This is a genomic window from Mesorhizobium sp. ISC11, assembly GCF_037162595.1.
In the GTDB taxonomy this organism is placed as follows: Bacteria; Pseudomonadota; Alphaproteobacteria; order Rhizobiales; family Rhizobiaceae; genus Mesorhizobium; species Mesorhizobium ciceri.
In genome coordinates, this window is the sequence record NZ_JAVSPW010000001.1 from 1,565,158 (window position 1) to 1,588,976 (window position 23,819).

Annotated in this window: 25 protein-coding genes; 16 read left to right on the forward strand and 9 right to left on the reverse strand. The window is 60.4% G+C overall.

All coding sequences use genetic code 11. The features are described 5' to 3' along the window. Nucleotides 1-29: 29 nt before the first annotated feature. From folE to RPF88_RS07970, 6 genes are all read right to left on the reverse strand, one after another. A complete protein-coding gene (gene folE / locus RPF88_RS07945) occupies nucleotides 30-698 on the reverse strand; it encodes a GTP cyclohydrolase I FolE (protein WP_127385162.1) in 669 nt (222 codons plus the stop codon). A 466-nt stretch (nucleotides 699-1,164) separates the two neighbouring features. Continuing rightward, complete coding sequence (locus RPF88_RS07950; RefSeq protein WP_337122124.1) at nucleotides 1,165-3,183, reverse strand: hydantoinase/oxoprolinase family protein; 2,019 nt, start codon at nucleotides 3,181-3,183, stop codon at nucleotides 1,165-1,167. Nucleotides 3,184-3,188: 5 nt separating this feature from the next. Next, the gene (fdxA, locus tag RPF88_RS07955; protein WP_064994311.1) at nucleotides 3,189-3,527 is read right to left on the reverse strand and encodes a ferredoxin FdxA; all 339 of its coding nucleotides are present in this window, start codon (nucleotides 3,525-3,527) and stop codon (nucleotides 3,189-3,191) included. Continuing rightward, the gene (locus RPF88_RS07960) at nucleotides 3,524-3,922 is read right to left on the reverse strand and encodes a group III truncated hemoglobin (RefSeq protein WP_245321852.1); all 399 of its coding nucleotides are present in this window, start codon (nucleotides 3,920-3,922) and stop codon (nucleotides 3,524-3,526) included. Before RPF88_RS07960 ends, fdxA begins: the two co-directional genes overlap by 4 nt. Before the next feature lie 33 nt (nucleotides 3,923-3,955). Continuing rightward, nucleotides 3,956-4,654: a CBS domain-containing protein gene (locus RPF88_RS07965; RefSeq protein ID WP_127385164.1), complete on the reverse strand. Its 699-nt coding sequence runs from the start codon at nucleotides 4,652-4,654 to the stop codon at nucleotides 3,956-3,958. Then, nucleotides 4,648-5,184, reverse strand: a complete 537-nt coding sequence (locus RPF88_RS07970) for a hypothetical protein (protein WP_127385165.1) — start codon at nucleotides 5,182-5,184, stop codon at nucleotides 4,648-4,650. Before RPF88_RS07970 ends, RPF88_RS07965 begins: the two co-directional genes overlap by 7 nt. 320 nt (nucleotides 5,185-5,504) lie before the next feature. Between RPF88_RS07970 and RPF88_RS07975 the strand changes: the two genes are divergently transcribed. The 8 genes from RPF88_RS07975 to mnhG all read left to right on the forward strand — a co-directional run bounded on the left by RPF88_RS07975 (nucleotide 5,505) and on the right by mnhG (nucleotide 12,446). Then, entirely contained in the window at nucleotides 5,505-5,804 is a 300-nt protein-coding gene (locus RPF88_RS07975) for an XRE family transcriptional regulator (RefSeq protein WP_198327649.1), read from the forward strand. 89 nt (nucleotides 5,805-5,893) lie between these two features. Next, on the forward strand, nucleotides 5,894-6,100 hold the full coding sequence (locus tag RPF88_RS07980) for a hypothetical protein (protein WP_064994307.1): 207 nt from the start codon (nucleotides 5,894-5,896) through the stop codon (nucleotides 6,098-6,100). Between the two features lie 300 nt (nucleotides 6,101-6,400). Further along, a complete protein-coding gene (locus tag RPF88_RS07985) occupies nucleotides 6,401-9,319 on the forward strand; it encodes a monovalent cation/H+ antiporter subunit A (protein ID WP_127370786.1) in 2,919 nt (972 codons plus the stop codon). After that, nucleotides 9,319-9,660 (forward strand): Na+/H+ antiporter subunit C, encoded by a 342-nt coding sequence (locus RPF88_RS07990; protein ID WP_064994278.1) that lies wholly within the window; start codon nucleotides 9,319-9,321, stop codon nucleotides 9,658-9,660. Before RPF88_RS07985 ends, RPF88_RS07990 begins: the two co-directional genes overlap by 1 nt. Continuing rightward, nucleotides 9,660-11,300: a monovalent cation/H+ antiporter subunit D gene (locus tag RPF88_RS07995; RefSeq protein WP_224674317.1), complete on the forward strand. Its 1,641-nt coding sequence runs from the start codon at nucleotides 9,660-9,662 to the stop codon at nucleotides 11,298-11,300. The genes RPF88_RS07990 and RPF88_RS07995 overlap by 1 nt, the downstream gene beginning before the upstream one ends. Continuing rightward, nucleotides 11,297-11,782, forward strand: coding sequence for a Na+/H+ antiporter subunit E (locus tag RPF88_RS08000; protein ID WP_224674318.1), 486 nt, complete (start codon nucleotides 11,297-11,299; stop codon nucleotides 11,780-11,782). The genes RPF88_RS07995 and RPF88_RS08000 overlap by 4 nt, the downstream gene beginning before the upstream one ends. Beyond that, nucleotides 11,779-12,060 carry a K+/H+ antiporter subunit F gene (locus RPF88_RS08005; protein ID WP_140569688.1) on the forward strand — a complete coding sequence of 94 codons (282 nt, stop codon included), beginning with the start codon at nucleotides 11,779-11,781 and terminating at the stop codon, nucleotides 12,058-12,060. The genes RPF88_RS08000 and RPF88_RS08005 overlap by 4 nt, the downstream gene beginning before the upstream one ends. After that, on the forward strand, nucleotides 12,057-12,446 hold the full coding sequence (gene mnhG / locus RPF88_RS08010) for a monovalent cation/H(+) antiporter subunit G (RefSeq protein WP_337122125.1): 390 nt from the start codon (nucleotides 12,057-12,059) through the stop codon (nucleotides 12,444-12,446). Before RPF88_RS08005 ends, mnhG begins: the two co-directional genes overlap by 4 nt. 7 nt (nucleotides 12,447-12,453) lie before the next feature. Here the strand turns inward: mnhG and RPF88_RS08015 are convergent, their stop codons facing one another. Further along, the gene (locus RPF88_RS08015; RefSeq protein WP_337122126.1) at nucleotides 12,454-13,311 is read right to left on the reverse strand and encodes a universal stress protein; all 858 of its coding nucleotides are present in this window, start codon (nucleotides 13,309-13,311) and stop codon (nucleotides 12,454-12,456) included. Between the two features lie 477 nt (nucleotides 13,312-13,788). On the opposite strand from RPF88_RS08015, the gene rnk reads away from it, so the two are divergent. From rnk to RPF88_RS08030, 3 genes are all read left to right on the forward strand, one after another. Further along, nucleotides 13,789-14,253, forward strand: a complete 465-nt coding sequence (gene rnk / locus RPF88_RS08020; protein ID WP_064994272.1) for a nucleoside diphosphate kinase regulator — start codon at nucleotides 13,789-13,791, stop codon at nucleotides 14,251-14,253. A gap of 161 nt (nucleotides 14,254-14,414) precedes the next feature. Continuing rightward, nucleotides 14,415-14,978 (forward strand): nucleoside-diphosphate kinase, encoded by a 564-nt coding sequence (locus RPF88_RS08025; RefSeq protein ID WP_064994271.1) that lies wholly within the window; start codon nucleotides 14,415-14,417, stop codon nucleotides 14,976-14,978. Between the two features lie 96 nt (nucleotides 14,979-15,074). After that, nucleotides 15,075-15,203 (forward strand): hypothetical protein, encoded by a 129-nt coding sequence (locus tag RPF88_RS08030; protein WP_263499052.1) that lies wholly within the window; start codon nucleotides 15,075-15,077, stop codon nucleotides 15,201-15,203. 81 nt (nucleotides 15,204-15,284) lie between these two features. On the opposite strand, the gene RPF88_RS08035 is transcribed toward RPF88_RS08030, so the two are convergent. Next, nucleotides 15,285-16,130, reverse strand: coding sequence for a LysR family transcriptional regulator (locus tag RPF88_RS08035; protein ID WP_064994270.1), 846 nt, complete (start codon nucleotides 16,128-16,130; stop codon nucleotides 15,285-15,287). Between the two features lie 130 nt (nucleotides 16,131-16,260). Between RPF88_RS08035 and RPF88_RS08040 the strand changes: the two genes are divergently transcribed. The 3 genes from RPF88_RS08040 (at nucleotide 16,261) to RPF88_RS08050 (ending at nucleotide 19,296) form a co-directional block, all read left to right on the forward strand. Further along, entirely contained in the window at nucleotides 16,261-16,923 is a 663-nt protein-coding gene (locus tag RPF88_RS08040) for a 5-formyltetrahydrofolate cyclo-ligase (protein WP_128368933.1), read from the forward strand. A gap of 100 nt (nucleotides 16,924-17,023) precedes the next feature. After that, complete coding sequence (gene ctaD / locus RPF88_RS08045) at nucleotides 17,024-18,619, forward strand: cytochrome c oxidase subunit I (RefSeq protein ID WP_064994290.1); 1,596 nt, start codon at nucleotides 17,024-17,026, stop codon at nucleotides 18,617-18,619. Between the two features lie 56 nt (nucleotides 18,620-18,675). Beyond that, complete coding sequence (locus RPF88_RS08050) at nucleotides 18,676-19,296, forward strand: Tim44/TimA family putative adaptor protein (RefSeq protein WP_337122127.1); 621 nt, start codon at nucleotides 18,676-18,678, stop codon at nucleotides 19,294-19,296. 692 nt (nucleotides 19,297-19,988) lie between these two features. Here RPF88_RS08050 and RPF88_RS08055 read toward each other — a convergent pair. After that, entirely contained in the window at nucleotides 19,989-20,939 is a 951-nt protein-coding gene (locus tag RPF88_RS08055; protein WP_245485169.1) for a LysR family transcriptional regulator, read from the reverse strand. Between the two features lie 223 nt (nucleotides 20,940-21,162). Between RPF88_RS08055 and RPF88_RS08060 the strand changes: the two genes are divergently transcribed. After that, the gene (locus RPF88_RS08060) at nucleotides 21,163-21,933 is read left to right on the forward strand and encodes a gluconate 2-dehydrogenase subunit 3 family protein (RefSeq protein WP_337122128.1); all 771 of its coding nucleotides are present in this window, start codon (nucleotides 21,163-21,165) and stop codon (nucleotides 21,931-21,933) included. A gap of 27 nt (nucleotides 21,934-21,960) precedes the next feature. Further along, entirely contained in the window at nucleotides 21,961-23,730 is a 1,770-nt protein-coding gene (locus RPF88_RS08065; protein WP_337122129.1) for a GMC family oxidoreductase, read from the forward strand. Nucleotides 23,731-23,819 lie beyond the last annotated feature (89 nt).

The window sequence follows — 23,819 nt, forward strand, 5'->3', positions numbered from 1 at the left end:
GTCTCGACAACAAGGTTCCTGAAAATTCGTCACACCGGAATCGACGACAGGAATTCGCGCCTCAGATCGATGTTCGTCTCGAAAACGCCGAGCATGCGTTTGGTGACCATGCGGGTGCCGTGCGCGTGGACGCCGCGCGATGTCATGCAGCCATGCTCGGCCACAAGCACGACGGCCACTCCACCCGGCTGCAGGGCATCCTCGATCGCGCAAGCGATATCATCCGTGAGCCGCTCCTGTATCTGCAAGCGGCGAGCGCAAGCCTCGACGACCCTTGCCAATTTGGAGATGCCCACCACGCGGTTGAGGGGCATGTAGGCGATGTACGCCTTGCCGTGGATTGCGGCCATGTGGTGCTCGCAGAAAGAATGAAACGCTATGTCGTGCAGTTCGACCGCCTGGTTATAGCCGCCGATTTCATCGAACGTCCGTTCGAGCAGTCTCACAGGATCTTGCCGATAGCCGGCAAACCACTCTTCATAGGCACGAACGACACGCGCAGGAGTATCGATAAGACCGGGTCGGGCCGGATCGTCGCCGGCCCAAGAGATCAGCGTCCTGACCGCGGCCTCAGCATCGAAGCGCGTCGGCCGGACGCGGCCGACTGCTCTGGGTTGGCCGTCTCCCACTGAATTTCCTTCGGCGGAGGCCGACACGCCATCTTCGGTGTCGTTCAGAATTTGCGAATGCAGGTCCATCGGTCTCTCCAGTTCCACGCTCGAAACCATTGGATGCGGCTGGCGAGGATTGGTTCCCGACTGGCACGACACCCAGGAGGAAGGTTCCCATCCGTGGCGAACCACGGGAACTTTTCGAACAGCGCTGCATCCAATTTCATGTCTGGCGCATGGTCGACGTACGCCGTCAGGATCGTGAAGGAGAACCAAGATGGCATCGAAACAGCCCGCGGAAACCGACCCTGACCTCGCTGTTGGTGTGTTCATCGTGGCAATCGCGATAATGCCGATGCCGCCGGTCAGCTGGTGGTCCTGGTACGCGTCGGCGACCATTTGCTGGCGGTCGACGGCACATGCACCCACTGCAAAGTCCCGCTGGCGTGCGGAGTATTCATTTGCACCAGGGCCTATATCGGTCTTCAGATCGGCGAAGGGCTCCAGCCTGCGCAACGTTCCGGCTGTGGTCACAGGGCGGCCCCTATCCGGGTCAGGACGCGATCCGCGGCCGCCCGGTGGCTGTCGCGACGACGATGGCTTCGACGAAACTGCGCTCGCCCTCGATTGTGGCAACCCTTATGTCCCGTGAGATCTCGATCCGAGCCTGATCGGTCCCGGCGCGCTCGGCGAGACCTGCCGCCAGAGCGCGAATGTGGGCTTCGGCGGCGGCCATTGCTTCGTCCTCGGTGTCAAAATCGTCCAGCCGCAGGCCGGAATTGAGACGGAAAAGCCCGATCTCCGGCTGGCTGACGCGGGCTTCCGCTGACATCCGTACCTGCCCGACGACGGCACCCAACGCATTTGCAACGTCGGCGTGTTCGGCGATCTTGCACGCATTGCCGATGATCGGCGGCAGCCCCGCGTAGTGAAGCGATGCCGAAGCGCCGAGGCCGATCACCGGCCGGTCGAGTGCGATCGACAGCTGCGCCATGCCGCCTCGTCGGCCAACGGCACGCTGAACCAGCGGATTGGCAACAGAGACGCCGCCATCCAGCCCGTCCTCGGCAAAGACTGTTTCAAGAATGGCTTCTGCAGAACGCCGGGTGACGGCGATGAGGACCATCTCGGAAAATGCTTCCGCTCCTTTGGCGACACGATGCCCTTGGCCGTCGCGCTTGCGTGCGAACAATTCGGCGCCCAGTCGAGCCGCGACAGGATCCCAATTCCCTTGCCGGCCGAGCACATGGGCCGCATCGGATGGCGTGAAGCCCGCAATATGCACCAGACCACGCGCGACCAGGCGATTGAGTGTTGCGACCTGCGATGTCGATACGAGCAGCCGATCGAGCGCGGCGGGAATTGCCGAAATGTGGGCATAGAGCCGCGCCTCGGTAACGGTCAGGCCCGCAGCCAGACGCTCGGGGACACCTGTGCACAACGCGAAGCGGCCGTCCAGCCGGCTGGTGTTGGGGCTGAGCAATTGCCGCTTGAGGCCATTATGGATGGCATCGCCGTGCTTCACCGCGGCGAGCGCCAGTGGCACGAGTCGACGGGGGCCGAGCACGATCGTCGAAGTCAGCGACCGCTCATGGAGCGAGACTTCCGAATCTCCCCCGAGGCCAAAGGTGCGCATGGCGACGGCTTCCACCATGGTTCGCATTCCGCCGACGGTAGCGCCTTCCGGGTCGAGCCGCAGGCGACCGCCGTCCAGAACGGCGATGTCGGTGGTGGTGCCGCCGATGTCGGACACCACTGCGTCATCGATTCCGGTCATGTACCGGGCTCCCACCAGGCTTGCCGCTGGTCCTGACAGGATCGTCTCGATCGGCCGGGCGCGGGCGAATTCAGCGGTGACAAGCGCGCCGTCGCCGCGCACGACCATGAGCGGAGCGACGATCCCGCGTCTTTTCAGAAAGCCCTCGGTGGCGTCGACAAGGCGATCGATCATCGAGATCAACCGGGCGTTGAGAAGCGTGGTCAGCGCCCGACGCGGGCCGCCGAGTTTCGATGACAGTTCATGCGAACAGGTCACCGGAAGCCCGGTACGCTCGCGAATGACGTCACGTACCGCGACCTCATGTTCGGGATTGCGAACCGCAAAATAGGAGGCCACGGCGATGCCTGAGACCGTGTCGACGAGAGACGGCAGCGCAGCCATGAGAGCGTCCAGCACCAGCTGACGCGGATCGCCATGGACGTCATGTCCGCCCGGACAAAAGATCACGGGATCGGAGCCGAGAGCCTTTGACAATCCGTTCCGGTCAAGATCGGCTTCGGCGAAACCGATCATCACCAGCGCGACCCGTCCGCCCTGCCCTTCGACGAGGGCGTTGGTTGCGAGCGTGGTCGACATGGAGACGAGCTTGATCGCGCCGGGTTTGATGGCAGCCTCGGATAAAACAGCGTCGACGGCACCGGCGATGCCCTCGGCAAGATCGTGCCGTGTGGTCAGCGATTTGGCCTTGGCCACGATGCCTGTAGATTCTGACCACAGCACGGCATCGGTATACGTGCCGCCGGTGTCGACGCCCAGATACAGGGGCGACGGCTGGTGGGTATATGCGTTCATCTTGATCAGTCGCCTGGCCCGGCTTCGGGTGAAAAATATTTCGCGAGCTTGTTTGCTTCACCGTCGAACGCCTTGGCGTCGGCGGGTGGATCACGCTTGACCGCAATATTGGGCCACGCAGACGCATACTCGGCGTTCAGCGCGAGCCAATCGTCGAGACCAGGCACGGTATCGGGAAAAATGGCTTTCGCCGGGCATTCTGGCTCGCAGACGCCGCAGTCGATGCATTCATCGGGATGGATGACGAGCATGTTCTCGCCTTCATAGAAACAGTCCACGGGACAGACTTCCACGCAGTCCATGTATTTGCATCTGATGCAATTGTCGGTGACCACGAACGTCATGAGGCGTTTCTCAGCCATGGCCGGTCAGGGCGACAGAACAATAACAGCTTCAGACTTTCGGCGACATGGGCGGCCTTCAGCCAACACAGTCCCGCAGTCTCCCTGTCCAGCAATTCGTCGCAACTTTCGCCAAACAAGGCGAGGCACCGGCCGAGCAGACCGATCTCCAACCCACCCATGTGCTTGCGGACCGCGACGAGACTTCCCTTGTAGAATCCGCTGGTCAGGATTACCGAGGACCAAAATTCGTACATCTTCGCCAGATGCGTTTCGCAATCACCGGCAACGACGCGCTCGAAAATCGGCCTGAGATCCGCGTCGGCGCGGATCTTGTCGTAGAAGGAGTCGACGAGTTGTCGAATCTGCTCGTCGGAAATCGGGGCTGTCTGTGTCAAGGGCATGCTCTGGTCCAGCGCTTATCCGGCCCTTCAGACCACACCGTAGGTCATATCGAGGGGAATGCGGTGATCATCGATAGCCCGCACGCCAGCGGTGTTTTCAGCCAGGATGAGCGTGGCTTTGCGCTCCTGCTCGGACAGGTAAGCTCCCGAGAACGTAACTACGCCGTTGGTCACGGTCACGTCCGACCTTCCGGTCGAGGGCCATGATTCGGATCGCAAGGCTTCAATAATCTCCAGCCTGATGCTGCTGTCGTCCTGCGACACCGGAGCGCGCCAACGTTTCCTGGCGACGACCAGCGCCCGCACCAGATCGGCACGACTGACGACCCCCACAATCTGTCCGTCGCGCAGCACCGGAACACGCTTGATCCGATTGTGTTCAAGCAGGGTTGCGATCTCGACGACTGGCGTGCTCTCGACCACAGTCGCAACGTCCTTTGTCATGACGTCGGTCACATGCTCGGAATGAGACTTGACATAGCCTTCCGCAAGGGCGGCGTTATTGGCGAAAAGCCGAAGCCACCAGGAACGATGTTGCGGGGCTGTACCGATCTCTGCCCGGCGGATCAGGTCTCCTTCACTGACGATGCCCAGCAGCGCACCTCGATCAATCACCGGCACGGCGCTGATCCCGTACGACAGGAGAATATCGCCGACCTCATCCACCGTACTGTCAGGCCCTACCGCAATAACAGGTGACGTCATGACGTCCTTGGCGGTCAGCATTTCGTTCTCCTTGACCTGTCTGCGGGCGGCAGAACCGGCGGCAAGGTCGTTCCAGAGACTTGCCCGTTGCCAGCATGGAGGTGGATCGCGCGATAGAACTCCCTCGCATGGAAAGCATAGGCTTCCAGATTGGTCGGATCGCCAGCGAACAGCCCCATATCCTCGGCTTTCCGGAAGAACCAGTGAGCGGGCAAACCGGGTTCGAGCGCCTTCACGGCAACAGCCGCAAGCAATGGCAGGCCTTCGTCCGCATCGTCGTCCATCAGTTGTTCGAGCACATCCCGAATCACCCCTGTTGCGTCTGAACCGACTATGCTCTCGGCCAGTCTCGCATAGGTGATCGGCAGCCGGGTCTGTGCTTGCAGGAGCAGTTCCTCTCGGAGCCGTCTTTTGAGAGCACTGCCATCTACGAGAGCAATTGGAATGCGGCCATCTACATCGAGGCTGGCAGATACCATTTGCCCTACTACATGAGCCTGGATGTCCCTGCCGGAAAGTATTCTGCCGAAATCGTGTTCAAGCCTGTCCATTATTGTCATCGCCGAGCCCAAGGTGCCCCTCGCGCGACAACGCCAAGAACTCCCGTGGCGTTTAGACCTGCTGGCTGGCACCGAATGTGTCAATTTCGTTACGCGCGAGCTTCACTCGTCCTCATCTACAAGACAAACGAAATTTATTGCCGCTTTAGCACAATTATTTTGCATCAGAATTCGATTGCAGCGCGTGGCACAGCCCTTCCCTTTTCGGAATCGATATGCATCTCTGATGGGCCGAAGCCATCGCGCCCTCGATTGTCCCGGCTCTTAGCAAGCGGTGATTTCGGCCCCGAAAGCGGTAACAGGAGATTATGATGATCACTGGTGCTCAATGCCGTGCCGGTCGCGCGCTGGTCGAATGGACCCGTGACAAGCTCTCAAGCAATTCAGGTGTGGATGCGTTGGTCATCGAGGAATTCGAGCGCCGGATCAACCTTCCCGACCAGGATATCTGCGACACGCTGCAAACCGCGCTTGAAAACGCCGGCGCCGTTTTCATCGCGGAAAACGGCGGCGGTGTCGGCGTTCGCCTGAAACTCAACCGCTCGGAAGTCAGACGAATTGGCGTCCTGGAAAATGAAGGCGGCATCGTCGGAACGGACGCCGTTCCATAGGTCTTCTGAGCCGATGGTTCCACGTTCAGTCCGCTGCTGGGCAGTTCAGATCCCGCTTGGCTGCGCAGGCGCGAGGAAGGAAGCCCTTCATGACGGTTATCTGGGACGATCTCACCGAGGACGAGCAAACGGCGCTCAAACGAATGAACCGCGGACCCTACCCTTCTTTATCGAAAGCCTTGGCCGAACGCCTTGTCTTCCTCGGACTGGCGGAAGAAAGACGGGGCGGGACCGGGATAAACAGGGCCGGACGAGAACTGGTGATAGCCACCTTGCTTGGCGCCCGCCACGACTAGGCGTGCGTCAAACGGATTGGATAGCAACTGACGGCAGGGGCCGCTGACGGCATGCCGGAAGCAGCCGAACGCCACCTTTTTTGAGAGTCCGCACCGAGCGCTCCCATCCACATGGCGCTCGGATCCTTGATCGATGTCAGCGACCTCGCAAACTGCTTCTGCCTCCAACTGATTGGTCATCGCGCGGCGCGGACAGGTGTTCTGGGAACCCGCCAATCAATGCCTTGCCCAATGTCACCGGAGAACCATAATGGGCGGAGCCAGGCAGTGGTTGTCTCCGAAGACTTTGGGCTCCAATAGATGACAGACGACACAGCGCTGATACTGATGATCGTCCTGCCTTTCGTAGGCAGCCTTGCCGCTCTCATGCTCCCGACAAAGGCTCGCAACGCCGCAGCTGTCCTCGCCGCCGCCGCGTCGTTTACCTGTCTGGGTTTGGCGGTCATGTTTTATCCCTCGGTACTCGGTCGAGGTGTGGTGCGTAGCGATATCGAATGGCTTCCGACGCTTGGCCTTGATTTCACTTTGCGAATGGATGGATTTGCCTGGCTGTTCGCCATGCTCATAAGCGGCATCGGCTTCCTCGTCGTCATTTATGCGCGCTACTACATGGCCCCGGAAGACCCGGTTCCGCGGTTCTTTTCGTTCTTTCTCGCGTTCATGGGATCGATGCTCGGGGTCGTCATTTCCGGAAACTTGATCCTGCTGGTCGTATTCTGGGAACTGACCAGCATCTTTTCCTTCCTGCTGATTGGCTATTGGCACCACAACGCCAGTGCCCGCGACGGCGCCCGCATGGCGCTGACGATTACCGGCATCGGCGGCATCGGTCTGTTGGCCGGCTTCCTGCTGATTGGCCATGCCGTTGGCAGCTACGACCTCGATCGTGTTTTGGCGTCGGGCGACCTTATCCGCTCCCACGATCTCTATGTGCCCATCCTGGTTCTTGTGCTGCTCGGGGGGTTCACCAAGAGCGCGCAGTTTCCGTTTCACTTCTGGCTGCCCAACGCCATGGCCGCACCGACCCCGGTCTCGGCCTACCTGCACTCAGCGACCATGGTGAAGGCCGGCGTGTTCCTGTTGGCGCGCCTGTGGCCGGTGCTTGCGGGGACATACGAATGGTTTTGGATCGTCGGCTTCGCCGGCATGATGTCTTTCGTTTTGGGAGCTTATTTTGCGATCTTCCAGCGGGACATTAAGGGTTTGCTCGCCTACTCGACCATCAGCCATCTCGGTCTGATTACACTTCTGCTCAGCCTCGGTAGCCCGCTGGGTGCCGTCGCTGCCATCTTCCACATGATGAACCACGCCACGTTCAAAGCCTCGTTGTTCATGGCCGCCGGTATCATCGACCATGAGACCGGAACGCGCGACATGCAGCGGCTGGGCGGGCTTTTCCGTGTCATGCCCTACACCGCGACGCTCGCCATGGTGGCAAGCGCGGCCATGGCTGGCGTCCCCCTCCTCAACGGATTTCTCTCCAAGGAAATGTTCTTCGCCGAGGCGATCGAAACGCACGCCGATTCCATTCTCGATACCGCCGCGCCCTATGCTGCCGTCCTGGGCAGCGCTTTCGCTGTTGCCTACTCGGCACGGTTCATCCACAGCGTGTTTTTCCGACCGCTGCCGGCTGAGCTGCCTCGCGAACCTCACGAACCGCCGTTTTTCATGCGGTTTCCGATCCAACTTCTTGTGCTTGCCTGCCTCCTGGTTGGGACCGTTCCCGGCCTGACCATCGGTCCGTTCCTCCACACCGCCGTCACCTCCGTCCTGGGACCCGCGACGCCACAGTACAGTCTGGCTATCTGGCACGGGTTCACAATTCCTCTGTTCATGAGCGTGTTGGCGCTTGCCGGTGGCGCAATCCTTTATCTGCTGCTGAAGGACTATCTGGCGCGCTGCGAGGACGGCCCTCCCTACTTCCGCCGTCTCAGGGGCCAGCGCGTCTTCGAGCGCGTGTTGGTGGTGGTTTCGTGGAGAGGTGCCCGCTTCCTGGAAAGGTTTCTCGGAACGCGTCGGCTCCAGCCGCAACTTCGCTTGCTGGTCGTCGTGGCCTTCATCGCCGCCGCTTGGCCGCTCTACAGGCTAGGTTTCGATCCTGGTCGACTGACAGTCCAAGGCGTCGACGTCACCTTCGCCGGCATCTGGGCAGTCGGCGTCGTGTGCGCCCTTGGCGCCGCGTGGCAAGCCAAGTTCCACCGGCTGTTCGCCCTTGTCCTGCTCGGCGGAGCCGGACTTGTCACCTGCACCACCTTCGTCTGGTTTTCGGCGCCGGACCTCGCGCTCACTCAACTGCTCGTGGAGGTGGTGACCACGGTTCTCATCCTTCTGGGATTGCGCTGGTTGCCCAAGCGATCGGCAGACGTCGCCCCCGGCCTGGCCACGACTGGCGCAAGACTACGTCGCTACCGCGATCTGGCCATTGCGGTGGTGTGCGGGACCGGCATGACCATTATCGCCTATGCGGTTATGACACGGACCCCGCCCGTCACTATCGCCGACTTCTTCCTGAAAAAGGCCTATTCGGAAGGAGGCGGCAAGAACGTCGTCAACGTCATCCTGGTGGACTTCCGGGGTTTCGACACGTTCGGCGAGATCACGGTTCTCGGCATCGTCGCGTTGACGGTGTTCGCCCTGCTTCGCCGGTTCCGGCCGGCGCCCGACAATGTCGAATCCCCTGAACAGCAACGCGTCCAGAGGGCATTCGACGAAGCCAGGCCCGACCGTGAGGCGGGCGATACGGTGAGCGACTATTTGCTGATCCCGGCGGTGATCATGCAATGGCTGTTCCCGGTCATCATCGTGTTCGCCGCCTATCTGTTCATGCGCGGCCACGATCTCCCCGGCGGCGGCTTTGTCGCCGGAATCGCATTGGCCGCCGCCTTCATCTTGCAATATCTGGCGGCGGGCACACGCTGGGTTGAAGACAGGTTGCGGGTCCTGCCGGTGAACTGGATCGGCTTCGGCCTTCTCCTGGCGGCCCTCGTCGGGGCGGCCTCCTGGCTGTTCGGATACCCTTTCCTGACCTCGTATTCCCGTTATGTCGAATTGCCACTGATCGGTTCGGTGCCGGCGGCTACCGCGACCCTTTTCGATCTCGGCGTCTTTTGCCTCGTTCTCGGTGCGACCGTGCTGATGCTGATCGCTCTCGCCCACCAGTCCATCCGCCGACTGCGCGCATACCGGATCGTGGCGCAAAGCAACGAGGAAATCGCGTAGTGGAGCTTATCCTTGCCATCGGGATCGGCGTACTGACAGGGTCCGGCGTTTGGCTGTTACTTCGGCCGCGGACCTTTCAGGTCATCATCGGCCTGTCGCTCATCGGCTATGGGGTTAATCTGTTCATCTTCTCGATGGGCAGACTCAGGGTGAATACGCCGCCCGTTCTCGAATCCGGCGCGGTGGTCAACCCAGCGGACTACGCCGACCCCATCCCGCAGGCGCTTGTTTTGACCGCCATCGTCATCGGCTTCGCGACAACGGCCCTGTTCCTCGTGGTGCTGCTCGTATCGCGTGGCCTGACGGGCAGCGACCATGTCGACGGCAGGGAGCCCAATTGATGGAAACGGCAGGTCATCTCATGATCATGCCGATCGTCCTGCCGCTCGCGGCAGGGGCCGTGCTGCTGCTGCTGGACGAGCGTCGCCATGTCGTCAAGGCAGTGATCAGCATCGTCTCGGCGCTTGCGCTGGTGGTCATCGCCATAGCTCTGCTTCGCTCGGTCGACAATGCCTTTGCTTCGTCAGCAACCACCGGCGTCTATCTGCTCGGCAATTGGCCGGCGCCGTTCGGCATCGTGCTCGTGCTCGACAGGTTGTCCGCCCTGATGCTGGTTCTGACCAGCGTACTGGCGCTCGCTTCCCTGGCCTTCTCGCTGGCGCGCTGGCACAAGGCAGGGCCGCATTTCCACACGCTCTTCCAGTTTCTGCTCATGGGGCTGAACGGGGCGTTCCTCACCGGCGACCTGTTCAACCTGTTCGTCTTCTTCGAGGTGCTTCTGGCTGCATCCTATGGTCTCGTTCTGCATGGCTCGGGGCCGCTCCGCGTCAAGGCGGGCCTGCACTACATTGCAGTCAATCTCGCTGCTTCGTCGCTGTTTCTGATCGGGGTCAGCCTGATCTACGGCGTGACCGGCACACTGAACATGGCAGATCTTGCGCAGCGAATCCCGGCGGTGCCGGCGGCGGATCGAATGCTGCTCGAAGCAGGCGCCGCCGTCCTCGGCGTCGCCTTCCTGGTCAAGGCGGGGATGTGGCCGCTGAGCTTCTGGCTGCCCGGCGCTTATTCGGCGGCAGCGGCCCCGGTCGCCGCGATCTTCGTGATCATGACCAAGGTCGGCTTCTATATCCTGCTGAGGCTTTCCCTGTTGCTGTTTGGCGTGGACGCCGGCGCCACAGCGGGCTTTGGCGACTCGTGGCTGCTGTTCGGCGGCATGGCCACCATCGCCTTCGGCGCTATCGGCGTGTTGGCGTCGCAGGCAGTGGGCCGGCTCGCCGGCTTCAGCATCCTGGTCTCATCCGGCACACTGCTGGCCGCGATCGGGATGGCCGATGCGAGAGTCACTGCCGGAGCCCTCTTCTACATGGTCAGTTCAACACTGACGATCGGCGCGTTCTTTCTCTTGATCGAACTCGTCGAGCGGGTGCAGGACCCAGCCGCGCATGTTCTATCGGTGACCATGGAAGCCTATCGCGACGACATGGAGGAGCCGGTGCCAGAGCAGGAGGAAGTCGGCGTTGCCATCCCCGGCACGCTGGCCGTTCTCGGCATCTGTTTCGCGGCATGCGGCCTCTTGCTCGCGGGCCTGCCACCGCTTTCGGGATTTGTCGGAAAGTTCGCGCTGCTGACCGCGATGGTGCGCCCCGATCCTGTGGCGGGTGGCGGCCTAATCGCGGGCTCGACATGGATCCTGGTCGCGTTGCTGATCCTGTCCGGCCTCTGCGCCCTGATCGCCACGATGCGCGCTGGCATCCAGATTTTCTGGGCGCCGATCGAAGGCACCGTACCTCGCGTGCTGCTCCTGGAGATCGCGCCAGTAGCCTTCCTCCTGACGCTCTGCCTGTTGATGACGGTCCAGGGTGGACCGATGATGCGCTACATGGATGCGACCGCCCAATCGCTGCATTCGCCAGCGGACTACTTGCGAGATGTTCTGTCCACCCAGCCGATACCAGGGCCCAACGCGCCGAGGGACAAATGAGCGCCCTTCTGCCTTATCCGCTGCTGACAGCTTCGCTGCTCGCGATGTGGATACTGCTCAATGGGCTGTCCATCAGCCAGGTGTTTCTCGGCGGCGTCATCGCTCTCGCAGCGTCCTTGGCCATGGCAGCGCTTCAGCCCGCTAAACCAAAAATACGACGCTGGGACCTGATCCCGCAATTGGTCCTGGTCGTCCTGGCGGACATTGTTCGCTCCAACATCGCCGTGGCGGGGATCATCCTGCAAGGCGGGCGGCATACGCGAACATCCGGCTTCGTGATGATCCCGCTCGACCTGCGCGACCGGACTGGGTTGGCCGTACTCGCTTGCATCATCACCAGCACGCCCGGCACCGCCTGGGTCGAATATCATGCCGGCAGCGGCAGGCTTCGGATCCATGTTCTCGACTTGACCGACCAGCAGGCGTGGATCGAGCTGATCAAGCAGCGTTATGAACGGCGGTTGATGGAGATTTTCGAATGAGCGGCGTCATAATCGCATGGTCCGTTACCATCGCTCAATTGCTTCTGGTCGCCGCCATGGCATGCGCTCTGCTGCGCCTCGTTCGGGGGCCGCGCGCGCAGGACCGGATCCTGAGCTTCGATGCGCTCTATGTAGGCGCCATGCTTCTCCTGCTGACCTTCGGCATCCGTGCCGGCAGCACGGTCTATTTCGAGGCTGCCCTGGTGATCGCGCTGCTTGGCTTTGTCTCGACCGTGGCGCTGGCGAAATTCCTTATGCGCGGCGAGGTAATAGAATGACCCCTCTCGCCGACCTGCCGGTCTGGGCTGCTCTGCTCACGGGGTTCTTCCTGATCGTGGGGTCGACGCTGACTCTGCTCGGGTCGGTGGGGCTCCTGAGGTTCAGAAGCTTTTACGAACGAATCCATGCGCCGACGCTGGGGACCACCTGGGGCACGGGCGGTGTTCTGATCGCCTCGATCATCTTTCATTCCGTGCTTCAGTCGAAACCTGTCCTGCACGAGATACTGATCGCACTGTTCGTGACTGTCACGACACCCGTCTCGCTTATCCTGCTGGCGCGCGCGGCGCTTTACCGGGACCGCAGCGAGGGCAACGATGGCGTCCCGCCATTCGAGACGGCCGCGCAATCCCAAGACGAACAACCACGACCACCTGGCGCTTAGGCCTCGATCAACTTCGGATCGGCGGCACCGCGAAAACATCCACGTCGACCGATCGCAGAATGCTTTCCGTCACGCTTCCCAGAAGGACCTTGATGATGCCCGAACGACCATAGGTTCCGATGACCAGAAGGTCGGGCGCCACCTCCTTGATCGCCTCCATGATTGCTTCGACGGGGCCTGCTTCCTTGATACGCAGCGACCAGTTGTCGACGCCAAAGTCGTTCGCTTCCAGAAACGCGACCAGTTCCCTGCCCGCCTGCAAACGTTCTGCCGCCACGTAGCGCGCGATATCGTCCTTGCCTATTCCAGCATTGGACATTTTTCCCTTGGCGAACGCATCGTAACCATGGACCAGCGAAAGACTGGCGTCGCCTATGAGCCCACTTTCCCTCGCCGTCCTGATTGCGCGCGCGGACGGCTCGGACATGTCCACGGCGGCCATCACCTTTTTGTAGGAATGTTCCACCTCGGCATTCACCATGAGCACCGGACGTGGTCCCGTTCGGATCACGCGTTCGATGGTCGTTCCGACAAAGATATCGCGGAGCAACTGCTTGCGGTGCGCGCCCATGACAATGAGATCCGCCGAGCTCGCTGCGGCCGCTTTCAGGATGCCGTCGAACGGGTCGCCGGCGACAACCGTGGACCTGCAGCGGAGCCCCTGCAGTTCGGGGATCGAGGCCATTTGTTCTTCAAGATATCGCTGTGCTTCGCGTCTTTCGAGCTCGAGTATATCTGCGGGCTGGTCGTCGTCGACGACATGGACAAGCGTGAGTTCGGCGCTGACGTCCCGCGCCACAAGGCCAGCTCGCCGCAATGCACGTAGCGAACGGGTGGAAAAATCTGTCGCGGCAAGGATTTTCATGGCAGCTCCTTGTTCCTCGTCCCTGAAATCATAACCGCCGGTCGTTGGGCGTACTTTGGCTAGTAATCTGGTTGACGATGCTATCGCGTATTCGAAGTGGCATCCTAGGCGGCGGCTCTACTGTGCTGCAAGGCCGCCGGAAATGCTTGATCGGCTTCTCTTGCCGCAGGCCTGGCTCCCGCGCGGCTTGACTTCGCAGATTGCTTCCCCAACTATAGGGTATGAGCACCGTCGCCAAAATCCGTCGCGATTTTCTTTTCCGGGTTTGCCCCATAGCGGGATCGTAACCCCCGGCTCGGCTGCCATGCGCGCCCCGAGCCGAGGGGTGAACATGTAAAAATTGAACATGTAACATTGGCGCAGGGTTGCATCAGTCCCTGCGGCATCGGCGCATTCAGCAACAAATTTCCGTCGCACTGACAACCGCTGACGATCCCTTGCCGGGCTCGGACGCGAGGCAGAAACATGAGTACTCAAATGCAAGACATCACGAAAAGCCGGCGCAAGCCGAACATCCGCATTTCGAAGTCGGACCACGCGCGTCTGTCGGCGCTCGCGAACACCGTTGCCGCCCGAAATCCGGAGGCGGCAGATGAGCTGTTCGCCGAACTCGAGCGCGCCCGCATCGTCGCTGATGGCTGGGTCTCCGCCGGCACCGTCCGGATGGGTTCGACCGTGACTTTCAAGCCCGATACCGGCGATCGGAAAACGGTGACGCTGGTTTTCCCTGGCGATGCGGACATCTCCGAAGGCAAGGTCTCAATCCTCACGCCGATTGGCACGGCCCTGGTCGGCCTCTCGGCTGGGCAGTCGATCATGTGGACCGCCCGAGACGGGCGTCGGCATGAACTGCTGGTGCTTGATGTGAGCCAGCCCGCTCCGGCAGGCGATGTGGCCGATCGGCGCGCGCCAGCGTCTTCGACAATCGCTGCGGGCGTCTAGACATGGGCGTTGGCATCCGTCTCCTCAATCACGCGGGCAGCCTCATCGCGGGAGTGTGACCCCTGCGCCGGCCTATCCTGGCCCGGCACAGGGGTAGCTTTCCAAACCCGATCAATTGCCTGACGCCGGACCCCTTGCACAGGGCCGGCTGGAGACGTGCCATGCCCACTATCGATAGCTGCCAACTGACCACCAAGGACTACACCATTCTTGAGGTGATGCAGGAGCGCCGACCTGCCCTCGGCGATGCCTTGTCGGCGATCCTTCAACGGAAGATTTCGAGCGCAGTTGTGATGTTTCGGGAAGACATCCCGGCAAACGTCGTGACGCTCAGCAGCCGCGTGGCTTATCGGGTAAACGACGGCCCTGCCGAAACCCGCATCGTCGCCCATGACCACATGCGCGGTCTGGTTGGCATGCTGTTGCCTATCACCAATCCGCGCGGTCTGGCGCTGCTCGGTCTGGCCGAGGGTCAGTCCATTTCCATTCCGACCTCGGACGCCAGCCTTGAAACGCTGACCGTACATGAAGTGGTTTATCAGCCAGAAGCCGCAAGGCGCGAGAGGCTGAAGCTGGCGGGCGTTGCCGAGCCGGGTTCGTGGCGACCGGACGGACCGGTTCTGCGCGTCGTCCATCGTTCCGATGAACCGCACGACGAAGCTCAGAGCAAAGTCGCGGCGGCATTCGATGCCGGGTTCGACGACCCGGGTCCATCGGCCGCCTGAGAACTCGACTGTCCCGAAGGCTGTGAAGGCGGGTGGACAAGCGTCCCGTCGGGCCTTGCCCTGTATCAATTGAGGCCAACAAAGTAGGGTCTGATTATGGATGATTACAACAACCAGAAGGGCGCCAAGCCTGAAGATGTGCGAGCCGCGTTGAGAGGCTGGGCATTCTTCGCCGTTCTAATGACCGGAATCTTTGGCCTGGCCTACGCTTTGATCGAAATGTAGATGAACCGGCGAAGCCGACCAGCTTGCCGTTGCAGTCTTTGCGATCAAACGCGAACCATGGCTTCGCGCCGGGAGCGACGCTCAATTCACAACTTGCTTCAGGCCGCGCAGCGCCTCCTGTACGTCGGCTCGCGCCTCGCTTGCTTCCGAATAGACGGCATAGGCCGGATAGGTGAATTCCGGCGCGCCTTCTACTACCTCCAGTTGCCCGGCCTCGATATGGGGAGCTGCTGCGCCCCTGCGGAAATAACCCATTCCGCCGGCGCGCAAGATGTAGCTCAGCCCCAGCGGTCCCAGGCCGACCATCAATCCCGGCTCGCCGAAGGCAGAGGAACTGGCACCATGCTGGGCCGCAAACAGCGGCCCCCAGTCGACATAGACATAGTCCTTGGAGCCGCCGGGTTCCCCGTCTCGGTCCATGGTCCGGACCAGAACGAGTTGCTCCTCAACGAGAAGCTCCACCCTGAATCCCGGCAACAACCTCGGCGCATAGAGCACCGCAATGTCAAGAACACCGGTCCTGAGTTGCTCGATCAGTTGGTCCGGTACGCCGACCTGGGCTTGGATGGCGATTTCCGGCCTGGCGTTCTTCATCCAGACCAGCCAGTCGAGCAGCAGCGGGTTCCACAAGCTGAGCTCTCCGCCAAGGGCGACGACGCTTGTCCGTCCCGATGGGATGGCGAGTTGGTGGCGGGCGCGCTCCCAGATTTGCACGAATGACTGGGCGAACCGCTCGAACTCCCGGCCCGCCGGCGTCAATTGCGCGCCGTTGCGGTTACGGATGAAGAGCTGACGTCCGAGCTCCTCCTCCAGCGTGCGAATGCGTGCGCTTACGGTGGTCTGCGTGACATGAAGGCGATCCGCAGCCTTCAGGAAGCTGCCCGAATGGACGATTTCCAAAAACGTGCGAGCGCGGTCGATGTCCATTGGGGCTTCTCGGTTCAGTGCAATAATCTTGCACCAATACAGCATTTAATTCCGTTTGCCTTCCTGTTTTACACAGCGCAACCTTGATGAGGCCGAGCGGTTTCCGCTGCGACGGTTAATGGAGCGCGCAATGCCAGATCAGGAGGATGGTCCCTTGGAAACGCAAGAGTACGCCTCTCCGCCGTGCTACATGCACGAACTTGTTCCGGGATATGGCGCGGATTCGATCGCGCAGGACACTTGGTCGGATGTCTGTCGGTGGCGCAAGGCGGAACGCAAGCGCCTGATCGACGAGCGTCTAGCCGTAGACCCCGAGGAACGCCTCGCGAAGTCTTTGCGCATCGCTTCCGCTCTCGATCTGGCTGTCGGCCGGGTGAGCGGCCGCATCGTTAGTGGCTATTGGCCTTTTCGAGGGGAACCGGACCTTCGCAACTGGGCGATCCGGGTGATCGAGCGCGGCGGGCGGATCGCGCTGCCGGTCGTCATCAAAAAAGGCTGGCCGCTCGAGTTTCGTATTTGGGGACCGGGAGACCCACTGGAACGCGGAATGTGGAATATTCTTGTCCCGTCACACGGGCCTTCGGTCCAGCCGGATGTGGTCATCGCGCCCGTAGTCGGTTTCGACCAGGCGAATTATCGCCTGGGCTATGGCGGCGGCTTCTTCGACCGGACCCTGGCCGCCGCGCCGAAGCGGCCTCTCGTCGTGGGCGTCGGTTACGCCTGCAGCAAAACCCAGACCATCTATCCGCAGCCACATGACATTCCGATGGATGTGATCGTCACGGATGAATGAATGAGCGCAGGCGAGGCTAATCCTTTGTGACGGCGGATCGCAGATGCCGTCCATTGTTGAGGCCGTCTTGCCAGCCAGCAGTGAAAGCAGGAAGCACGTCATGTCCAATCCCGCCACAACCTTGGATGATCACAAGCCCCGGTTTCTCGTCAGGTGGCTGTTTTCGACCAACCACAAGGATATCGGGACGCTTTACCTGCTGTTCTCGATCATGGCAGGCGTCTTCGGTACCGCGCTTTCCGTGTTGATCCGCATGGAGTTGCAGGAACCGGGCCTGCAGATATTTGGCGATCCGGGTGTCTACAACGTCGTCGTCAGTTCCCATGGGCTGGTCATGATCTTTTTCGTCCTCATGCCGGCGCTGATCGGTGGCTTCGGTAACTGGATGGTGCCGATCATGATCGGCGCGCCCGACATGGCCTTTCCGCGCTTGAACAATATCTCGTTCTGGCTTCTGGTGATGTCGTTTATCCTCTTCATCACCTCAATGTTCGTTCCGGGAGCACCCGGCACGCTCGGTCACGGCGGCGGCTGGACGCTCTATCCGCCCTATTCGACGGACGGCCAGCCGGGTCCCGCCGTCGACCTGGTCATCCTGTCGATCCACCTTTCGGGCGCCTCCTCTATTCTCGGCGCGATCAACTTCATCACCACCATCTTCAACATGCGCGCACCGGGCATGACGATGCACAAGATGCCTCTGTTCGCCTGGTCGATGCTGGTCACCGCGTTCATGCTTCTCATGTCGCTGCCGGTGCTCGCCGGTGCCGTCACCATGCTTTTGACTGATCGCAATTTCGGGACGACTTTCTTCGCACCGTCCAGCGGCGGTGATCCGATCCTATACCAGCATCTGTTCTGGTTCTTCGGTCATCCCGAAGTCTACATCATGATCCTGCCTGGTTTCGGCATCATCAGCCATGTCATCTCGACCTTCGCCAAGAAGCCGATCTTCGGCTACATCGGGATGGCCTATGCGATGGTGGCAATCGGTGCGATCGGCTTTGTTGTCTGGGCACACCATATGTATACCACGGGCCTGTCCCTGGACACCCAGCGCTACTTCGCCTTCGCCTCGATGGTCATCGCCGTTCCAACTGGGGTGAAAGTGTTTTCGTGGCTGGCTACCATGTGGGGAGGATCAATCGAGTTCAAGACCCCCATGCTCTGGGCTCTCGGCTTCGTCCTGCTCTTCACCATCGGTGGTGTCACTGGCATCATGGTTGCCAACCCCGGTATCGACCGCGTCTATCACGACACTTACTTTGTGATCGCCCACTTCCACTATGTGCTGTCATTGGGCGCGGTCTTCGCCATCTTCGCCGGCTTCTACTACTGGTTCCCGAAGATGACTGGTTACATGTACAACGAAACGCTCGGCAAGTTGCATTTCTGGCTGATGTTCGTCGGCGTCAACCTCGTCTTCTTCCCGCAGCATTTTCTCGGCATGGCTGGCATGCCTCGACGTTATGCCGACTACCCCGACGCTTTCGCCGGCTGGAATTTCGTGTCGTCGATCGGTTCCTACATTTCTACGGCCGGACTTATCGTCTTCTTCATCGCGGTCGCGGAGGCCTTCGCCCGCAAGCGTCAAGCTGGCGCCAATCCATGGGGCGAAGGTGCGACCACGCTCGAATGGCTGCTGCCGTCGCCGCCGCCATTCCATCAATGGGAACGGCTGCCGCGCATTGTCTAAAAGTCACCTCCGGTTCTGAACCGGCGCCCGCTTCGACATTTTGTCGGGAGAACTTCATGAACGAGACCACAGACCCAAACAACCAGATACTGCTCATGGCGATCATCGCGTTTTATTGGGCGTTTCTAGGCAGTTGGAGCAAACGTCAGTCACGTCCGGGCGATGACAAGGCAAAACCGGACGATGCGCCGACTGAGCGTCTAGCCGGAAGTAACGAAATCACGTCTTCCGGCGACACGCCCTTGGAGGTTATCCGAAAGAGCGATCCGAGTTTTGACCCTGCCACGTTTCTGGCCGGCGCCAAGGCGGCTTATGAAGTTGTCCTGTTGGCCTATGCAAGTGCGGACATCCAGACATTGAAGCGCCTTGTCGGACCGGAAGTGCTCGACATCTTCGAACGGGCGATTGCCGGGCGCCGGGATCGGGCGGAGATGCTGCAACTCACCTTTATAGGCACGAACGACGCAAAGGTCGTCGACGCTCTTGAGGAGAATGGTACCGCTGAGATTGCCGTTCGCTTCGTTTCCGACGTGGTCAGCGTTACACGCTCGGCCAACAACGACATCGTTTCAGGAGATCCCCAGCAGATCATTGAAGTGATCGATACGTGGACGTTTGCCTGTGACATCCAGTCAAGGAAGCGAAATTGGATGCTGATCGCCACAGACGGCGGCTAGCTGCTTGCGTCATTCCGGTGACCGCTGAAGGGCGACGCTTGGACGCTTGTGTGTGGCTTTCATCGCGTGCGCCGTGATTAACCTAAGAGACCGGCGGTGATGACGTTTGAAACGCATCTGCGCTGCAGGTGCGGTGGAGACATGTTGATGGCTTCCCGGCTAGGTCGGGTCTTCGGTTTGTCGCCCGCGCCTTCGTTGTAAAACGACACTTATGATTTCAACGCAATTTTCTTGCAGCTGTCTTAGTTTCGGCGGCAACGCCATGAGACTCTTTGCTGGCCTCGCTGGAACATTGCGACGAGCCCGGTATCGTGGCGAGATAGCCATCGTATTGCCCGTCGCTGTCTTTTTTGATGGCGGCCGAAATTGGGCTGGAAACGCACTGCAGAGTTACACGCTGCTTCCACGTTTCCAAATTCGGGATCGCTCACACAGGTGACAATCGGCGCCAGCCAGTCTCCTGCCTGAGTAGCGCCGGACTGGGGTTCTTCACATCTCAGTCAAGACCCAGGCCACACCAAAGATGCATCAGAAAGGCAAAAAAGCCATCCCTTAGTGCATGGCGGACATCTCGAAAGCCCGGTCCATCGACCGCACTTTCGTACAAAATTGATCGGCAACCCGTCAACGGGTTGTCACCCTCGTCCAATCCGGGATCGGTACCGCGATGTGAAGGACGATATCAAGCATCCTCATGTGCAAGACGGTGGGAAACCTAAAAAAGCATCGCCATTCAAGACAGAGTGCAATCCAGCCATGGCAGGGGCCACCACGGCTTCATCTGCGTTGGCAGACTGAACGGCGTAAGCGGGATATGAGAACTGCGGCGTTTCGGGCACGAGGTGAAGCCGTCCGGCCTCGATATGAGGCTGTACCGCGCTCATCCTGAAATAGCCGGATCCACCAACCGAAAGAATATAGCTGAGCGCAAGCGGGCCGAGATCCATAAAAAGGTCCGGCGCGACGTCAGGGAAATTCATGCCATGATGAAACGTAAAATCTGGCCCCCAGTCTATGTGCGCGTAGTCTATGCTGCCCGCCAGGCGTGCTTCCAGATCGGTTGTCACGAGCACGAGTTTTTCTTCCAGGAGCAGATCGATCTTCAGGCCGGGCCGATGCTGGGGCGCATACATGATTGCCACGTCGACGAGCCCGGATGCGACTTGGTCGATTAGGTCCTGCGGCACATCGACGTGCACATGAAGCGCGATATCCGGAAGGGATTGACGCATCCATCGAACCCAGTCGAGCAGAAGGGGCTCGGCGATGCTGATTTCGCTACCAACAGTCAGAACAGCACGACTGCCGGGTGGAACAGCAACCTGATGAAGGGTGCGCTGCCACAACTGAACGAACATCGGAGCGTGGCGCAGGAACTGCTCTCCGGCGGGAGTGAGCGAAGCGCCGCCTTTGTGGCGGACGAAAAGTTGGCGACCTAGTTGTTGCTCAAGGCTGCGAATTCGCGCGCTCACGGTTGTCTGGGCGACATTCAACCGTTCGGAGGCCCGGATGAAGCTTCCGCTGGAAACAATCTCAAGAAAAGAACGAGCAAGCTCGACGTCCATGAAAAAACATAACATAAAAACTGCATTTAAATGACAGTGAAATTGCGCTCTGAAGTGCCCCCATTTTATCGCGGCCATTCGATCAAGCCGTATCGAGTCCAATAGCAACAACGATTCGGATCTATCATAAAATCTGTATTCATTTGCCGATTAAATTCGTTTGCTACGCGGCATACGCCAGCAATACGCTCCGAGAAATCCACCAAGCTTAGCGCTGGATGCTGCGCAGCGCCGGTTGGAGCGGAGCGCAAGGCTCTCTCCACCTACCCATCGTTTTGCCTGCAGCGTCACAGGAGGAATCATGTCGAGGGAAGAAAAGGGCAAAGGCGATGTGGGGCGGCGTGATTTTCTGAAGCTGTTCGGCGCGGCTGGAGCTGCCGGAGCGGCGGCGAGCACCCTGCCGCTTGGGGCATCCGCTTCGGCGGACGAAGTCATGGCTGCGACCGCTGACACAAGACATCATCACGTTGCCGTCGCCACCGAACCTCAGGCTGGAGGCATTGGCTACGAATTCTTCAACATCGATGAGTCCGCTTTCATCGAGGCGGCTGTCGATACGCTCATTCCAAGCGACTCAACAGGCCCTGGCGCCAAGGAACTCGGCGTCGCGATCTATATCGACCGGCAGATGGCCGGCGGATACGGCAAGGGCGACCGCCTGTATCTGGAAGGGCCATTTGGCGAGGGTACGCCCGAGCAGGGCTATCAATTGCCGATGACGCCATCGGAACTGATCCGTGCTGGGATCGCCGACGTCAGCGCTTACGTACAGAAAAACCACAAGAGCACCTTCGACGGCCTTTCGGCAAAGGATCGTGCCGCGGTGATGACCGAACTCGACGGCAAGAAGGTCGAGCTTCCGACGGTGCCGACCGCGACCTTCTTCGGGCTTCTGCTCCAACTCACGGTCGAGGGCTATCTGGCCGACCCGATGTATGGCGGAAACAAGGACAGGGCGGCCTGGAAGATGATCGGTTTCCCAGGCGCCGACGCCATGTATATGGACAAGATCGAACCATTTCGGAACAAGCTCTATACGGCTGAACCGAAGGGCATCCAGGATCTCGTTTAATCGGCGAAAGAACAAGGAGACTATAACATGGCCACCAAATTGAACGCGATTGATGTCCTGATTGTCGGCCTGGGCTGGACGGGCGGCATCATTGCCAAGGAACTTGCTTCGACCAAGCTGAAAATCGTCGCCCTTGAGCGGGGAGGCCCGCGTGACACCAATCCGGACTTCATCGACCCACAGATCCATGACGAACTGCGCTACGCCGCCCGCCACGATCTCATGCAGAACGTCCGGCGGGAAACCATCACGTTCCGCAACAGTGAATCGCAAACGGCGCTGCCGATGCGGCAACTCGGCTCGTTCCTGCCTGGCCAGGGCGTTGGCGGCGCCGGCGTGCACTGGAACGGTGTCACCTGGCGCTGGCTCGAATGGGACCATCAGGCGCGCACCCGGACGGTCGACAAATACGGCGACAAGATCATCCCTTCGGATATGCACCTGCAGGACTGGCCGATCACCTATGACGATCTCGAGCCCTATTACGACAGGTTCGAAAAGACCTGCGGCACCTCCGGCAAGGCCGGCAACATCAACGGCCGAAAGATCGATGGTGGCAACATCTTCGAAGGATCGCGAAAGGAGGAATACCCCAACCCGCCGATGATCGCCGCGCAGAGCATGGTGATGTTCGAGAAGGCGGCCCGTAATCTCGGGTATCACCCGTTCCCCAATCCGTCGTCAAACGCGTCGCGCGATTACGTCAATCCCGATGGCGTGGCCTTCGGCCAATGTCACTATTGCGGCTTCTGCGAGCGTTTCGGCTGCGAGGCCAATGCTAAGGCTAGCCCGCATTTCACCGTCATTCCGCTGGCGCTGAAGAACCCGAATTTCGAGCTGCGCACCAACTCGATCGTGCTGAAGGTCAATCTCGACTCGACCCGCAAGAAAGCGGTCAGCGTCACCTATCTCGACGCACGCGGGCGGGAGTTCGAACAGCCTGCCGACCTCATCATCCTGTCAGCCTATGCGCTCGGCAATGTCAACCTGCTGCTGCAATCGGGCATCGGCGTGCCTTATGACCCGGCCACGGGCAAGGGCGTGGTCGGCCGCAACTATGCTTATCAGTGCGGTGGCGGGGCTACCGCCTTCCTCGACAAGGAAACCATCCTCAATCGCTTCATGGGCGCCGGCGCGCTCGGCACCTGCATGGATGATTTCAACGGCGACAACTACGATTTCGTGAAGGCCGGCTATATCGGCGGCGGCGGCATCAGCTGCAGCAACTCGGGCGCCCGGCCGATCCAGTCGCATCCAACACCCCACGGCACGCCGCGTTGGGGCTCCGACTGGAAAAAGGCAGTGGTCGACAATTATGACCACGCGGCCAGTGTCGGAAACCAGGGCGCGGTGATGGCCTACCGGCAGAACTATCTCAGCCTCGACCCGACCTACACCGATGTGTTCGGGCGTCCATTGATGAGGATGACGTTCGACTTCCAGGACAACGAGGTCAAGCAGATGAACGGCCAGGCCGACATCTGCGTGAAGATCGCCAAGGAGATGGGTGCGACTAAGGTTGATCGGAGCATCCCTCCCGTGCCCTATTCGATCGTGCCTTATCAAAGCACGCACAACACGGGCGGGGCAGTGTTTGGAGCCGACCCGAGCACCAGCGTCCTGAACAAATACCTTCAGGTCTGGGATGTCCCGAACGTGTTCGTGACCGGCGCTTGCGTGTTTCCCCAGAACGCCGGGAAGAACCCGACCGGACCCGTAGGCGCTCTTGCCTACTGGGCGGTGGACGCGATCAAGAACCAGTATTTGAAGAATCCCGGCGCACTGGTTCCCTCCTGAGGCAACGCCTGCCGGATCCGCGGTTCGGATCCGGCAGGCAGGGTTTGAACCCCATATCGCCAGGGCCGGGTCGGCCGGGACCAGCCCGC